The sequence below is a fragment of the Paenibacillus konkukensis genome (assembly GCF_023523925.1).
GTDB lineage: Bacteria > Bacillota > Bacilli > Paenibacillales > NBRC-103111 > Paenibacillus_S > Paenibacillus_S doosanensis.
In genome coordinates, this window is the sequence record NZ_CP027059.1 from 5,414,901 (window position 1) to 5,430,407 (window position 15,507).

Consider the following 15,507-nt stretch of genomic DNA (forward strand, 5'->3'; position numbering starts at 1 on the left):
GCATGATTCAATATCTTGTTATGGAAGTTCGAAATCTGGAACCGTTGAAAATAGGGGCCGGGGGAAGCAAGAAGAATCCGGCTGAGCCCTCCAAAGACTATATTCCAGGGTCCACCCTTCGAGGCGCAATTATTTCTCAATTGATCAAGCAAGGCGTTTTTACACAAGAAACAGGACCGTCGATCGTAAAAGGAATCGAGTGCTACAACGCTTATCCGTACCGGAATGATAAATTATTTGTTCCTACTCCGCAAAATTTACGTGTGGATAAACATAAATGGCGTCGGAGAAAACTGTTGTCCGCACAACCGGGCGGAGAGGATTCTACCATTTCGCTCTCGGACCTGCTGCAGGAGAGCAGGGATCGGAATGCACTGGAATACCGATTTTTATCGGTAGAAGGGGATACCCTGATCGGCGCTAAGCCCCCCAAATTTTATACACTGCATCATAGTACCAGCAACAAACCGTCTGATCGCGAGAAGGAAAACTTGTTTAATTATCAGGCGATAGCGTCCGACCAAACGTTTCGGTCTATACTCTCATTTGGCCCAGATCAATTGCCATTGATTGAATCAATAATTGGTCAGAAGCAGTCATTTCTCGCTTATCTGGGCGGGTCCAAAGGATCGGGATACGGATTGTGCATGATCAAGACAGTCGGGGAGGTGCAAGCGGATTACCGGGAGGCGAGGAAGCTTCTGGGATTCAAAATTCCTTCCAAGCAAGCAGCGGGAAGAAAGTTAACGATCACTTGCTTGTCGGATTGCATGTTCCGTGATGAGTATGGCCGGCCTATAAATGAACTGCCTAGACGATTTATTGAACAGGGATGCGGGGTTTCCGGTTCTTTGGCTCATTCGCTGGTTGTAACGGGAATTAGCGAGGGATTTAATACCAAGTGGGGAGCACGCTACCCTAAAGAAACAACCTTAAAAGCCGGTTCCGTATTGCGTTATGAATTGGAGCGGGAGTTAAGCGAGGCGGAATGGGAACGGGTTTGCTGGAAGTTGGAGCATCGGCTGTTAGGGATGCGAACCCAGGATGGCTATGGATGGGTTGGGATCAATCTTGAATTTCCTGCGGCATTAAGGGTTAAGGAGGAGCAGGATCAAGCGAATTCAGCGTCTGGGTGCAACCGGGAGACGATTTCCGTTGACGAGAGCCCGAGAGAGAAGGAAGCGGCAGCTCAGGATATAGGGATTATCAAGCGAGGCTTAAAAGAGACCAAAGCTCAGTGGTTGCGCATGATCGTCTTGAAAGCATTTAAACATTCGGCAAACTTGCAACCCGCAGCCGACCGAGTGATACTACGGGACGGACTTCGAAGGCATCCTTTGCAGCTGATGTTGGAAGAGCTGAGATTGTGTATGGCTAAGCTTCGAGGAACCGACTCTAACCATAAATCCAGCAAATCGTCATCTAGCGTTGGGGACAAGCAACTTTACCGATTTAACAAGGAAGTGTGCTCGATTGCCGATTGCAGTTTTGCTGCGATCATCGATTATCTTAATGGCGGCGGGGAAGAAGCGGCCAATCGCAGACTGGAGGCGTATGCGGACAAGATGCTTGGGAGCAAACGAGGCGGGCTGTACTACGCGTATGCGAATGGGCCCAATGATAGGCCCTTATTTGTAGCGGAGTTGCTAGAAGCGGGATTGTATTACCTCCATAGGAGGGATAGTTGATGAATGCAAGGCTGATCTATACGTTCCATTTAAAAGCGGTTACCCCAGTCCATTTCGGAGACGGCCAAGGGGACTTGGTCGAGAACTCCAAAGGCCAGCACGTTTTACCCGGCACTTCTATCGGCGGGGCGTTGAGGGAATGTTTGGCTCAAGCAGGACTAGCGGATGTACCGGATGGTTTGATAGGGAAATACATGGGGTACAAAGACGAAACGAGCGGCGATTTTGTAGAAAGTCGCCTATTTATAAGCAATGGGAAATTGGCAGGGAATTTCGTTCGCCATACCCAGGAGGGAACAGCGATTGACCGGGCTTCCGGTGCGGCGGCTTCCCATCTGAAGTATCAATATGACTATTTGGATGGGGACTTGAAAATGGCGTTCCGGATACAATGCGATGTTTCCGATGGCGCTGGAAATCTATGCCGCCGCGAGGAGCTGGAACGGCAGCTCATTGACGTTTGGGCGGAAGGGATTCGGAGAGGAATTCTTCGCTTTGGCGGGAAAAAAAATCATGACTTTGGGAGATTTTCGTTGATCGGCATAGAGCGCATCATTCATCCGCTGGACTGCGTCGAAGCGTTGGATGCGTACATTTTCAGCAGACAAAACTGCAAAGGGGAAGAATACCGTCCTGGCATACTTGACCCGAATCCGTTTGATACAAACTCTAATGTGCTATTTCGGTTGCAGGGATCTTTTCCATATGGAGTATATCAATCCTATACATTGCCGAATGAGAATGAATCGCGCAGTTTGACGGGGGTTCGTCAAAATTCCAGGGGTTACTATTTGCCTGCGTCCAGTATAAAAGGATTGCTTCGAAGTGAAGTAGAGTTGCTGATCACACGAATGACCGGCAGTGAAGATATGGCGATGAAGAAATGCTGTCAGCTGTTCGGTAGTCCGGATGAAGCTGGCCAGATCCTTTTCTCTCCGCTGCAGATTGACGATGCTGCAGAAGTGGAAGTGAAACGATATCGGGAAAACGACAATAATCCAGTATATATCAAGATTGACCGCCTGACGGGAGGGGCTTATTCGTCTGCTCTAAAGCAGCAAAGGGAGATCCAAGGAAGCGGGGTTTTGGAATTTCGCTTAAAGGTAACTACGGATTCAAACGAGGATAGTCCGTATCTTTTTCCGTTGGTATATGTTCTGCGCCGCATCGGGTCGGGACAAGTTCCGTTGGGAGGGAGAACGGTTATCGGGCTCGGGCAATTCATGGCTTCTCAAACCGTTGTTAACAACGGTAAACAGTCCCTAACGTTTGAAAATGACGGCGAACTGCCGGAAAGTCAACGATCATGGTTGAAGCGGTGGTACGAGCAATTCGAGAGGTGGTGTCATCAAGTTGACGAAGCTTAAGAAGTTTAGCTGGGATGAAGTGGAGATGGAAAAATTCCAATTTATCGCTCATCTGCTAGATCGAGTTCTCATCGGCGAGAATGGCGACGAATCATTCGAACAGTTACGAGAGGCTGTGGAACAAGACGCCGTCTGGGAAGTTCATTTCTTCAATACGAGGCAAGAGATATTTGCTGCTAGAGAAGGAGAGGAACTCGTCGTTTATCAATCTTTGATGCACCGGGAAGATTGTCCCGAGCGAATGGTAGCCCGAATTTATAAGCTGGACGAATCATTTACTTCAAAGTTTACATACAAAACCCTCGAGGTAAGAGAATATTTGGACTTTGATGATGACGGATTAGCTTATGTAGCGAGAACGGTTCTTTACAAACTGGAAGGAGGTCCGACCAAGGATGACAGATAAGAATAGTCGTTCGGATAAGCTTGTTCCTATAACGTTGCCCTATGATTTTGTTCCCTTTCCAGAGAACGGAAACGACGTCTGTCGCTATCCGTATGCGATAAAAGACGTTCCAAAGCATAATGCGTTCAATAACGGGCTCGAGCTGCTAAGCGGACAGATTCGATATCGTATTACGCCTTACAGCGATTTAGTGATTGAAGCACGTGCTAAGAGGGGAGGCGGCTATTTCATCGGCGGAAGTCAACTGCGAGGCAAGGTGCGAGCGAACGTCGCGATTCTGAGCGGCAGCGATCCGAAATTTATCAATCGGAGTCCAATGCTGTACCGGGATTTTACGCGGGGTGCGTACAGAAACATCATTCTGAAAGATTCTACGCTTGAGCGTGCGGTCAAGGTTGGTTTCTTGCGTAAAAATGGCGATAAGTTCTACGTCGTCCCCACTCAAAGTTTCGGAGAAAGAAATTTCGTTATGCTCAAAGAGCATTGGTTGATACAGCAGAAAGCAGTTCTAAAGCGTAGTCAGCAGTTGTTTGATTGGAAAGATAAAGCATTAAGGGAATTGGAAGAGTTTGAAAAAAAGATTAAACAAATCACTGACAGAATCCATGTTGAGAAGGAAAAGCTCGCGGAGAAATATGATAAGGTAAGAGAAGGGATCAAAAAGGTTTTTGAACAATATGGATTTACGAAATCGCCGATCAACTGGAATGAATTGAATAAGTTTGGCGAAAGTTTGAACGATCATTCGAAAGCAATCATGCGGAAACTAAGAAGAAATGCATCTCACTCTGAATTTGATGAATTATTTCGTCTTATGATAGAACGGTGGAGGCTAAAGGCTCACATTCATCGGATTTATAGTAATCAGAGCGGTAATTCACATTACACCCCTTATCAGCAAAATGTTGATTTTCGGTTAAACGCTTATGGCGGAGTAGAGTGTGTCCGTTTATCGATGCAGAATGCCGAAAAGGGCTATTTGTATAACTCAACCAAAGTCGGGACGAAACGCAGTCATTACTTGATCGGCGCTCCAAAGGATGATCATCAAGGATACGAAGTGAAGCAAGCAACCATCGACGGTTATAATCAAAATTTTAAAAAGTTTCGCGTTATAGAGAATAAAGAAGATGAGCAGAATATAAAACTGTTTTATAATATTTTTTCCGATTACGAGAATTGCTCTAATCAATTTAGGTCGGTTGACGGATTGGTTGTATTTTATCAAATCGATGACGACGGGCAAATGGCAATCGGGCGCACCCCCTATTTTAAAATTCCATATTATCATCAGTTAAACGATCTTCTTGGGAATTCTCCTGAGGGCAAAGTCGACTATGAGGACGCGTTGTTCGGATTTGCTCCGAATGGAGAAGGTCAGGAGAGAGAAGCGGCGTACAAATCCAGGCTTCGCTTCGAGCCGATCGATATTCCGGAAGATGCAGTTTGGGGTCGTGCAGATTTTCTTCTTCCGACACCACAGGCTTCGGCGGAACGCATGTATTTAAGGCCGAACGGACGGACACCGGCCACCTACGAGAAGGTAGGGAAGGTAGAGCAACCGAAGCCGAAGTTGAACGGATATAAGTATTATCATGTGTTGGGAAACGTTCTGGAGAAAACGATGCCGACCCTGCCCAAGGATAAAGACGCTATGCTAAGCCGAAGAAATTTGCTTAAAAAGGAGACCAAAGCAGGAGAACCTTATACGTTAAAGGGGACGATTTCCTTCACGAATGTACATCGTGAGGAACTGGGATTGCTTCTATTGGGACTGGACCTTAAGCTCTTGAGGCATTCACGTTTGTTCAAGGAGCAGTTGTCCCCTTATTACAGCCAATTGGAAGAAGCGTATGAACTTATAGGCGGAGCAAAGCCCTACGGTTACGGGAAGGTGAAGATCCACGTCGATTCCATTGCACTGGAGAAGCAGGGAACCGATTTCGATTCGCTCGTTGTCCATCCAGTTGAAATAATCGAGGGACAGGAAAATTTCCATTCCTATGTCGATGCATTTATGGATCGAATGAAAGGAGCGGATTATTTCCAAACAGTCCATCTCGGCGCATATATTCGAAGTAAACAAGAGTTTATACCGGAGCATTCAAAGCTCCATATCAACTGGAATAATATGCAGGAACAGATCCAAAACCAAACGCGGGGTTACAAGAAAAAAGGCGGGGGCTACCCGAAGGAATGGATGCTGAGTTCTTTAAACCATGATGAGCCGATGGTATAACCCGGAAATACTCATCCCCTTAAAGTCTTAATGATACTTTCTCAATGGGAACCAGAAAATAACCCGCAGGCCTCAACCTGGACGGGTTATTCTCGTTTTTTCAGATATGTGAGCAGTGCCAGCAAGAACAGGCCAAGCATGATCACTTCCATCAGTGAAGTTTGCATAAGCATCGCCTCCACTATGGAGGCAATACTTTCACACCCTAAGTTCCCAAAGTGAGTAGAGAATACAGCACTGCGAGCTCAATGAGAGATGCCGCGGTGCTTTTTATTCTGGAGTGTGGTTCACGAGCAAGGTTGGATGCGAAAGCGAATGGTGCGTGTGCATTGCTACCGAGTCGGCCGGTTGTAAAATTACGGTGCGAATGGGAAGCGAACATGAATTTCCCGGGGGATTCGCACCAATATGGAATCGAATGGCGTTATCGGATTATGGCAATGCATCTATATCTTATGGCTTATTCAATAGATTGGGTGTATGATTAGAGCAAATAAACGTTTTTCAGGGGTAATATTCCTTGAAAATCGGAGTCGCACCCCGCTCGGGTGCGTGGATTGAAATACAATGGACGACAACCTGTCCTTATCGGAGCGTGTACGGTCGCACCCCGCTCGGGTGCGTGGATTGAAATCCAGTACCAAAAGTTATGCCAGCCGGGAGGAACCCGTCGCACCCCGCTCGGGTGCGTGGATTGAAATCTTGAATCGCCGCTTTATAAATGCCTCATGTTTCGCGTCGCACCCCGCTCGGGTGCGTGGATTGAAATGAGGGTAAAGTACTGACGGATGAGCACCCGCCGGTCGCACCCCGCTCGGGTGCGTGGATTGAAATAACGCATTTGCAAAGGTTACAGCGGGCAAAGACGTCGCACCCCGCTCGGGTGCGTGGATTGAAATATGCATGAAATGTTTTGTCCGGTCTTATCATAATAAGTCGCACCCCGCTCGGGTGCGTGGATTGAAATTCGAAGGTTGCTTATCGTCAGCCGAAGCTCCCAGTCGCACCCCGCTCGGGTGCGTGGATTGAAATAGATAAATTCGTCTCCTTCGCTCAAGGTGTCCGTCGCACCCCGCTCGGGTGCGTGGATTGAAATGCTCGATACGTAGACGCAGTAAGGTACGCCGTTGTGGTCGCACCCCGCTCGGGTGCGTGGATTGAAATGCAGGGATATCGACCAAGCCAGATCCGAGCTTCAACGTCGCACCCCGCTCGGGTGCGTGGATTGAAATGCGCCAGTACTGGCGGCGATTGTATCATCGCTGCTGTCGCACCCCGCACGCGTGCGTGGATTGAAATTTACGCAGCTCATTTTCAATCTTAACAGCCATATGTCGCACCCCGCACGGGTGCGTGGATTGAAATAAGCAGCTAGGTTTGTTAGCGGAAGACGGTACGGTCGCACCCCGCACGGGTGCGTGGATTGAAATGCTACAAAGAAGAAGTCAATGCCAAGACTGAAAGTCGCACCCCGCACGGGTGCGTGGATTGAAATTCTTCTCGGATTGGATCAGAAGAAGCCCAACGAAGTCGCACCCCGCACGGGTGCGTGGATTGAAATGCGTCAGGGACCAGGGGAACCATTTTTGTAGTCGTCGCACCCCGCACGGGTGCGTGGATTGAAATACACCATTGCGCAAGAACCGTGAAGACGAGACAAGTCGCACCCCGCACGGGTGCGTGGATTGAAATATGAGGTACCACTTCAAACCCTCCTGTGAAATCAGTCGCACCCCGCACGGGTGCGTGGATTGAAATTCAATTGTTCGAGCACCCATTGATAAGGGTCAGGGTCGCACCCCGCACGGGTGCGTGGATTGAAATCGGTCCTAGTGGTACATCGACATAATTGTCGCTGTCGCACCCCGCACGGGTGCGTGGATTGAAATGTATTGCTCAAGCTATGCTAGAAACTGGTTGCGTTGTCGCACCCCGCACGGGTGCGTGGATTGAAATATGCGGATACTTTACGGCTATATGTGACTGTTCTCTCGTCGCACCCCGCACGGGTGCGTGGATTGAAATCTCCAATGGTTTCGGCAACAATACCACGTACTATGGTCGCACCCCGCACGGGTGCGTGGATTGAAATGAGGCAGACTTAGGACGAGTCAGCATGCAGCTTAGTCGCACCCCGCACGGGTGCGTGGATTGAAATCACACGGCCAACGCAACTACGCCCGACGCCACAGTCGCACCCCGCACGGGTGCGTGGATTGAAATAAAGCCGCCGCCCGCCTTCACGCGCTGCGTTACGTCGCACCCCGCACGGGTGCGTGGATTGAAATCGAAGCCGAAGGAAGAAAAGAAAGAGTCAGCAATGGGTCGCACCCCGCACGGGTGCGTGGATTGAAATCAGTATGTAATACTCCACACCGTCTTTTTTTTCCGTCGCACCCCGCATGGGTGCGTGGATTGAAATTTACCAAATTGCTTGATTTTGCGTTTAGTTTGGGTCGCACCCCGCACGGGTGCGTGGATTGAAATCCACGGGTCCACGCGCATAACGCGCTCCTTGCCGTCTTATTGTGGTACCGGACTATTTAATGCTCCATATCAACTGGAGTAATATGCAGGAACAGATTCAAAACCTCAGAACAAAGGAGTAAAGGCGGAGGGGATTCGAAGAAATTGATGTTGATTTTTAAACCATGATGGTAGCTTGGATATATTTGTAATCTCCAAGTTTTTAATGGCACTTTCTCGATGGAAATTGCGTGAATGAAATAGCCATGATATGATTAGGATAGAAGTAAGGAGTCGGACGGCCATCCGACTCCCTGCACAACATTTTGGGTGGGAAACCCCCAGTCAAAGACCAGAAAATAACCCGCAGGCCGTCAACCTGGGCGGGTTATTTTCGTTTTTTCAGATATGTGAGTAGTGCCAGCAAGAACATGCCAAGCATGATCACTTCCGTCAGCGAAAATTGCATAAGCATCACCTCCACTCTGGAGGCAATACTTTCCCACCCAAGTCTGTTGTACACCGGTATTATATCAAAATATGTCATTTATTGTATAGAGAGTTTAAAGAGAGTTAAGAGAATCTTGAAAGAGGAGGATGCTTGTTTACCTCATCTCCATGCTATGGAATAATATGAATGCCTTTTATGTATAACTTTAGTCGTGGATGTACGCCTCCCCCTAAGCCATCGGCCGTTTTTTCCAATTTGATGAGAGAATACAGCACTGCGAGCTCAACTGGAGATGCCGCGGTGCTTTTTATTGAGAAGGGTGATTGACGAGCGAAGCAGAGTGGGAAAAGTGAAAGAGACTTAATTTGCTGTCGAATGACCGTTCGGCATCGGCCGAGGCTCGTATCAAGTAAACGGTGAAAGACGGTTGCTAGATCGTGGTGCGAATGTGAAGCGAACATGAATTTCCCGGGGGATTCGCACCTATACGAAATCGAATGGTGCTATCGGATTATAGCCATGCTTCTATATCTTATGGCTTATTCAGTAGATTGGGTGTATTATTAAAGCAAATAAACCTTTTTCAGGGTTAATATTCTGTACCTCTGTCAATAGAGTAGACACAAAGAATCGAGAGAATTAGGCAGTCTTACGGTACATACGTTCGCATTCGTTGGGAGTTAGATACCCGATCGTGGAATGAATACGTTGGGCATTATAGAAACAAGTGATATATTCAAAGATCCGCTTGCGCGCCTGTTCCCGTGTCTTGAACTTTTCCAAGTAGATCAATTCCTTCTTGATCACACTATGAAAGGATTCGATGCACGCGTTATCGTAGCAATTTCCTTTGCGGCTCATGCTGCCTTTCATCTTGTAGGTCTTCAAACGAGCCTGGTATTCATGAGAGGCATATTGGCTGCCGCGGTCCGAGTGATGGAGCACGTTGTTTCCGGGCCGCTGCTGATGATAAGCTCGATCCAGCGCTTGAATGACTAGTTCCTTTGTCATGCGATCTCCCATCTGGAACCCAATGATTTTGCGGCTATAGAGGTCCATGACGCTGGCCAAATACAACCATCCCTCTTCCGTGGCGAGTGAAATAAGAGATAGGGCGTAGTCGAACTATCTCCCCACCTCTCTTTCCCGAACCGGACTTGCACCTCTCAGCGCATCCGGCTCTCCATTTAAGTGTTGCTCAAAGCAAAGGCGACTTCGTCAAAATATGATTCTACTGTACGACGTTTCTCAGAACGCAGAATGTAGGGATTTTCTTCTGGATTTCTCCATGTGAACCAACGTTTTCGACTGGTTATTAGTCGTCTGAGCGCCAGTGTCCCATAGAATCCCCGACTATTTTGCCCCTGCAGGATCCAGATTTTCGCTTTCCCCTTTTCTGGTGACCGGACAAATTCTCGCATTAACGATCGGAAGCCACGTTTGTACTTTCGTGCAAGCCAGTATCCGAGTTTCCAAAATACCGTGCGATCTACTTTGCTGAATATCGTCGCTGTATGGTCAGTATATTGGTAGAAATTTGCCCATCCTGCAAGTTGTCGGTTAAGACTTTCAACGAAGTCCATCCTGTTCATTCCGTAATTCCCTGACAGTTGTTTGACTAATTTCTCAGTAAAGCGGCGGTATTTCTCCCATGGAATAGATGAGACAGGGCGCATTCGCCCCCGGGACCCTCGTTTGCGAATAATCCGATAGCCAAGGAAAGTGAAACCGTCGTTCACGTGTGTAATATGTGTCTTATCCATATTTAACGTGAGTTTTAGCTTAACTTCGAGAAATTCCCGGCATGCCTCCCGGACTACCTCAGCGTGCGCTTTGGTCCCTTTGACGACAACTACGAAATCGTCAGCATATCTACAGTAAGAAATCGCTGGTTTCCATTGCCGATTTTCACGTATCGCGATAGGACGCTTATTTTGTATGCCAAAGTTCCATGCCCACCGATCTTTTCGTACCTTCTTACTCAGAAATTTCGCTTCCATCCATTGATCAAATTCGTGTAACATAATATTGGATAGTAGCGGCGAAATGACGCCGCCCTGCGGAACTCCTTCGCTTGAAGCGCGAAATAAACCATGATCCACGCATCCTGACTTGATCATCTTCCACAACAAGGACAAAAATCTCTGATCAGAGATGCGTTTACGGACAGCCTTCATGAGTAACCGATGGTGAACAGTATCGAAGTAACTTGCCAAGTCACCCTCAATGACCCAGCGACCAGCAGTGGAATTCGTTTGTTCATTCCCATCCTGCAATTGCATTTTGACAGTTCGAATAGCATGATGGACGCTTCGCGCCGGTCTGAAACCATAGGATACCGGGTGAAAATCACTTTCCCATATCGGTTCCATAACCATTAACATCGCTCTTTGTACGATACGATCTCGAAGACAAGGGATACCTAGCGGTCTGAGTTTGCCGTTCGCTTTTGGGATATAGACTCGCCTGGCAGGTTGCGGACAGTAATTTCCAGTCAGCAATTCATAGCGTAACGTTTCCAGTTCAAGATCAAGCATTGCTTCCATCCTGCGCTTGTCTATGCCATCTACGCCCGGTGTTCGAGCTCCGCTTGAAGTGAGAGTGATGCGAGCCGCTTCACTTAGCCAAGACCTGTCAGCTATTATTCTGATAAGTCGGTCGAACTTGCGTTCCTCGTTTTCTGTTGACCATGTCGCCAGTTTGCTTTGCATTTCACTGATTATCAAAGGTCTTCACCTCACTAAAGTCAGTTAATGAGCCAAGCAAACCACTTAAACTGCCTCCCTTTGCCATGTGACCGGCTTTCCCGGTCTCGGACTACTACGGAGGCTCCGTCATTCTGCATAGCGTCGGGGCACACACTCCCTTGGCATCTATGCAGACTTTCCCCAGTTCACATGCTGGACTCCACGCATGGGTTAGGCTGCCTATCGCAGTCTTTATCCTTGCTATCTGCAAGTCGTCGCGGACATTACGATCTAGCTGAGCACTCTTCGTGAATCCCTGTCGGCCAACGTACATGTTTGGTCGACATTCGTGAATTCCGTCAATTCGGCTAACGGAAGTTCAGGCCGCGACCTGCCTGTTAAGCGATGTAGGCAGGGGTGACATTTCAACCCTCAGATGCGGTTTAATAGGTTCGTGTTCCTCAACCTTCCCATGCTCAGCCTAGAGACTCATCTTGGCGTAATCGCTTCGCCGCAAGCCCCATTTCCCGCGGACTACGTCACCTTACCAGTGTCGGCAAGTCACCGCCGCTTCGGCTCACTTCTTCTCACAGCAGAAGAAGGGCATGTCTGTAAAAAAAAAATTTCAACATGCATTCCAAACATGCTCAAGTAACCTGTTCCATTAGAGGAACTTGTTAGCTGGGCGTACCATACGTAATGTCGGTCACCCAGGCTCGATTGGGGGCATCCGGCCGAAACTGCCGATTGAGGACATTCGCTGCAATCGGTAAGCTGTGCTTCGAGTTGGTCGTGGCCTTGTACTTCTTGACGGTGCGGGACTTCAAGCCGAGCTCCTTCATGATGCGGGCTACAGTCTTTTCTGATACCCGTTTGCCTTGCTTGTGAAGAACCCGTGTGATTTTCGGACTTCCATATAGGCGGCGGGAATCCAGGAAGATACGGCGGATGTGCCGCTCCAGCTTTCTCCGGCGTTTAGCCCGCTTGCTTTCTTTGCGTCGGGTCCACTGGTAATAACCGCTTCGGGATACGTTGAAGATCGCACATAACTTCGCAACACAGCTCTGGAAGCGGTGTAGATAGATCCATGGAAAGATCAGCGCCGGTCTTTGGCAAAGTAGTGCATCGCTTTTTTTAGGATGTCGTTCTCCTCTTCTAGCTCACGGATTCGCTTTTGCAGGTCCCGCAGGGCCTTGTCATCCGGCTTCAGTTGGCCACTTCCTGGGAAGGCTTGTGTCCCATCCTGCTTGAATTCGGTTACCCATCGGTATACGGTATTGTCATGTAAACCGAGTTCCTTAGCCACCTGAGGGACGGCTTTCCCCTCCTCTTGAATCATTTGAACGACTTGTCGTTTGAACTCTTTGTCGTAGCTTTTCTTTTTCATCACGGTCACCTCAAATTCGGATAAGTTGATTGTATCCTATTCTCGGTTCGCCGTGTCTACTTTTTAGTCTAACAGCAATTCCTTGAAAATCGGAGTCGCACCCTGCACGGGTGCGTGGATTGAAATCTGGATGGTCGAGCGGCTGATCGGAACCGAAAAGTCGCACCCTGCACGGGTGCGTGGATTGAAATCAATAAGCCGAATCATGACAAAACTTTTCAACCAGTCGCACCCTGCACGGGTGCGTGGATTGAAATTAGCATCATCTTGCGATCTTTAGCAATACTTTCTGTCGCACCCCGTACGGGTGCATGGATTGAAATAATAGCTTTGTGCAGGGGATGGTTTGCGGATCATTGGTCGCACCCTCGTACGGTTGCGTGGATTAATCGCCGGATCAAGAAGATGTAGCAACAGCATAGTTGAACCTCGCTCCCATCGCTAGGTTGGGGCTATTTGATGCTCATGTTGAATGCCAAGTATCAACGGCAGATCTTTTATTATTGACCCAGGCCACGGCGGTAACTACGACGGAGTTACTTATGGAAACCAGAAAGAGTAAGATGTTATATCATCAGTCTCATATTAATAGTTCTAATTAACTTTTTTGGTGTGAAATGGTTGATTGGTCTTTCGTATTGGAGTATCCTTGTGAGGCATTACTAAATAATAAAAAAATTTGGAGGGAAGAACGTTGAAAATGAGAGGTTTCAAATCTATTTTGGCAAGCGTTCTCCTTGTGGGTGCCCTTGTCTCGGCTGCGGCTTTTGCCGATGCATCTATTGCTAAGAACAGCACTCCTGAGCAAGTAGTATCGACGGTATTCGATGCATATAAGAAAAACGATATTAATACCCTTGTCGATAATGTAGTAAATAAGTTAGGTATAAATAATGTAGAGTTTAAAAACCAGCTTGAAATTGAGCAAAAAAATGACCCTGTTACTGGGTACGCCGTTAAATCGCTCGAAAAGGTAAGTGAAACAACATACCGTCTAAAAGTGGATATAAATCATCGAGATGCAGGCATTTCTCCTGACGAACTGACTGTGGGTAAACAGCAAAACAATACTTGGAAAGTCATAATAGAGCCGAGAACTATTAATGCTATCAAAGGTTCCCCTGACTACGGTCAAGTTAAAAAAGATGATAGTGAAAACTTAAAAAAAATCTATGACTCCAGGGCTGGGGTTACACCTTTTGCAACTTCGGTTCTTTACTACAGCTTTAATTTTGGAGCGGGTAAATCAGATACTAGCGGTACGTTTTAAGTGACGAATGCGAATGTAGAACGTATATCAGTAAATCATCTGTAGTAGCCCTCGTATTATAACGATACGGGGGTTTCGCTATTCCACGGCCACAAAAACAAGAAAACGGACTGTACGAAAGTATTACGCTATCATACATACTATCGTTATTTTACTAGGTTTATCAAGCGTTCCACATGTCCTGAACGTAAAAATCAAAGTGTTCCTTGGGGCAAATAGAAGTAACCTTTGTCACCCCAATACACGCCCCAACTTTTGCGAACGATAGCGTATATCTTGCCATTGATCTTTTTGTAACCAACCAACAGCAAGAACAGCATGGCCGCCAAGGTATGCTTCACCTGGAATCGGCATGGGCACGATACGGGGAAGGGAATAGTTATGTCTATGGTTTTGCCGCGGGAATGCTACAGCTTTATGGAGGATTTTTCCTGTTTTTGTCGAAATTCATGTTATATTACACTATTTGCGCTTCAATGGTTCTGATTATTCATTGTGGAAAATACAGGCGCCGCGGCGCTATTATCGTATAACTATGGGGGACAGGAAATGTACAATATAAAAAATAAAAAGGCGACAAAGGTTGATGCTGTGACGTTTGCAGAGCTTAAAATGGCAGAAAGTGATATGGAGGAGCTTCTCAGGAACAGTATCGAAATGCTCTGCGACGATGAGGAGTCCATGCTTATCGTCGGGCGGCAAGTGAAGAACGAAAGTCTCGGAAGAAGCGATCTTACTGCTGTAGATAATAACGGGAATATTGTATTGATAGAAATTAAACGGGATCGCAAAGATATTGAAAATCGAAAAGAGGCTTTTGAATTTCAGGCTATCCGATACGCTGCCAGTTACGCAACGATAGCAGATACGGATGATCTTGTTAAAAAGGTTTATGCTCCCTACATTGAAAAGCATAAAGGCGAATTTGAACTCGGCGAGTTGACTTCATATGAGCTCGGACTTAGAAAATTAAACGAGTTTTTGAAAGTGAACGGCGCTGAAGCCAGTTTCAATAAGAAACAAAAGATCATCCTCGTTGCTTCAGGCTATGACGATCAAACATTGTCTGCCGTCGCTTGGCTGAATAGTAATGGCGTAGATATGAGCTGTTACAAGCTCACGCCTTATACAATTAATCATGAATTGCTTATAACTGCCGAGAAACTGCTGCCGCTAGCCAACTATGATGACTACTATGTCAATTTAATAGAAAGAACTCCATCCAGAATCAAACTAACCAAGGATATTAAACGACGCTCATTACCTAAAATTGATGAAATGCTCCAATGGGGTGTTGTTAAAGAAGGAGATATTATTGTAGCCAAAGGCAGAGACGATGAAGCGACCTTGCTTAATAACGGGAACGTTCGTGTTGATGGTAAGGAAAAGTCATTATTGGCCTGGTTAAAGGAAGTATTCGGCTGGTCCAATATAGCGACCTATGATTTCTCGGTATTAAAAGAAAGCGGCAAGACCCTGTATCAAATTCGTGAGGAATATATGAATAAACAAACTTCCGAATCTGGGGAAGATACGTAATAGCAAA

Annotated in this window: 10 protein-coding genes, 1 pseudogene and 1 CRISPR repeat array; of the genes and pseudogenes, 6 read left to right on the forward strand and 5 right to left on the reverse strand. The window is 47.1% G+C overall.

Annotation, left to right across the window (positions count from 1 at the left end; translation table 11 throughout):
• Positions 1-2 precede the first annotated feature (2 nt).
• Genes SK3146_RS23620 through SK3146_RS23635 form a run of 4 tightly spaced genes read left to right on the forward strand, consistent with a single transcriptional unit; the run spans position 3 to position 5,700 of the window.
• Complete coding sequence (locus SK3146_RS23620; RefSeq protein ID WP_249861066.1) at positions 3-1,688, forward strand: hypothetical protein; 1,686 nt, start codon at positions 3-5, stop codon at positions 1,686-1,688.
• Positions 1,688-3,055: an RAMP superfamily CRISPR-associated protein gene (locus SK3146_RS23625; protein ID WP_249861067.1), complete on the forward strand. Its 1,368-nt coding sequence runs from the start codon at positions 1,688-1,690 to the stop codon at positions 3,053-3,055. Before SK3146_RS23620 ends, SK3146_RS23625 begins: the two co-directional genes overlap by 1 nt.
• Positions 3,042-3,461: a hypothetical protein gene (locus SK3146_RS23630; RefSeq protein ID WP_249861068.1), complete on the forward strand. Its 420-nt coding sequence runs from the start codon at positions 3,042-3,044 to the stop codon at positions 3,459-3,461. Before SK3146_RS23625 ends, SK3146_RS23630 begins: the two co-directional genes overlap by 14 nt.
• Positions 3,451-5,700: a hypothetical protein gene (locus SK3146_RS23635; protein ID WP_249861069.1), complete on the forward strand. Its 2,250-nt coding sequence runs from the start codon at positions 3,451-3,453 to the stop codon at positions 5,698-5,700. Before SK3146_RS23630 ends, SK3146_RS23635 begins: the two co-directional genes overlap by 11 nt.
• A gap of 532 nt (positions 5,701-6,232) precedes the next feature.
• Positions 6,233-8,187: a CRISPR direct-repeat array (repeat unit 32 nt; unit sequence GTCGCACCCCGCACGGGTGCGTGGATTGAAAT).
• 1,069 nt (positions 8,188-9,256) lie between these two features.
• Here the strand turns inward: SK3146_RS23635 and SK3146_RS23640 are convergent.
• The 4 genes and pseudogenes from SK3146_RS23640 to SK3146_RS23650 form a co-directional block, all read right to left on the reverse strand.
• A pseudogene (locus SK3146_RS23640) lies at positions 9,257-9,709 on the reverse strand (IS3 family transposase); the annotation flags it as partial.
• A gap of 95 nt (positions 9,710-9,804) precedes the next feature.
• Positions 9,805-11,328, reverse strand: a complete 1,524-nt coding sequence (gene ltrA, locus SK3146_RS23645) for a group II intron reverse transcriptase/maturase (RefSeq protein ID WP_249861070.1) — start codon at positions 11,326-11,328, stop codon at positions 9,805-9,807.
• A gap of 653 nt (positions 11,329-11,981) precedes the next feature.
• Positions 11,982-12,404 carry an IS3 family transposase gene (locus SK3146_RS35335; RefSeq protein ID WP_434006910.1) on the reverse strand — a complete coding sequence of 141 codons (423 nt, stop codon included), beginning with the start codon at positions 12,402-12,404 and terminating at the stop codon, positions 11,982-11,984.
• Positions 12,401-12,691, reverse strand: coding sequence for a transposase (locus SK3146_RS23650; protein ID WP_249861071.1), 291 nt, complete (start codon positions 12,689-12,691; stop codon positions 12,401-12,403). Before SK3146_RS23650 ends, SK3146_RS35335 begins: the two co-directional genes overlap by 4 nt.
• A 694-nt stretch (positions 12,692-13,385) precedes the next feature.
• Between SK3146_RS23650 and SK3146_RS23655 the strand changes: the two genes are divergently transcribed.
• Positions 13,386-13,961 (forward strand): hypothetical protein, encoded by a 576-nt coding sequence (locus SK3146_RS23655; protein ID WP_249861072.1) that lies wholly within the window; start codon positions 13,386-13,388, stop codon positions 13,959-13,961.
• A 194-nt stretch (positions 13,962-14,155) separates the two neighbouring features.
• On the opposite strand, the gene SK3146_RS35340 is transcribed toward SK3146_RS23655, so the two are convergent.
• On the reverse strand, positions 14,156-14,281 hold the full coding sequence (locus SK3146_RS35340) for a C1 family peptidase (RefSeq protein WP_375295575.1): 126 nt from the start codon (positions 14,279-14,281) through the stop codon (positions 14,156-14,158).
• Between the two features lie 229 nt (positions 14,282-14,510).
• Between SK3146_RS35340 and SK3146_RS23660 the strand changes: the two genes are divergently transcribed.
• Positions 14,511-15,500, forward strand: a complete 990-nt coding sequence (locus SK3146_RS23660) for a hypothetical protein (RefSeq protein ID WP_249861073.1) — start codon at positions 14,511-14,513, stop codon at positions 15,498-15,500.
• Positions 15,501-15,507 lie beyond the last annotated feature (7 nt).

Excerpts from the sequence above, each read along its gene's own strand:
- SK3146_RS23660 (WP_249861073.1), top strand. The coding sequence starts at position 14,511 with ATGTACAATATAAAAAATAAAAAGGCGACAAAGGTTGATGCTGTGACG.
- SK3146_RS23620 (WP_249861066.1), top strand. The coding sequence starts at position 3 with ATGATTCAATATCTTGTTATGGAAGTTCGAAATCTGGAACCGTTGAAA.
- ltrA (WP_249861070.1), bottom strand. The coding sequence starts at position 11,328 with ATGCAAAGCAAACTGGCGACATGGTCAACAGAAAACGAGGAACGCAAG.
- SK3146_RS23635 (WP_249861069.1), top strand. The coding sequence starts at position 3,451 with ATGACAGATAAGAATAGTCGTTCGGATAAGCTTGTTCCTATAACGTTG.
- SK3146_RS23650 (WP_249861071.1), bottom strand. The coding sequence starts at position 12,691 with ATGAAAAAGAAAAGCTACGACAAAGAGTTCAAACGACAAGTCGTTCAA.
- SK3146_RS23625 (WP_249861067.1), top strand. The coding sequence starts at position 1,688 with ATGAATGCAAGGCTGATCTATACGTTCCATTTAAAAGCGGTTACCCCA.
- SK3146_RS35340 (WP_375295575.1), bottom strand. The coding sequence starts at position 14,281 with ATGCTGTTCTTGCTGTTGGTTGGTTACAAAAAGATCAATGGCAAGATA.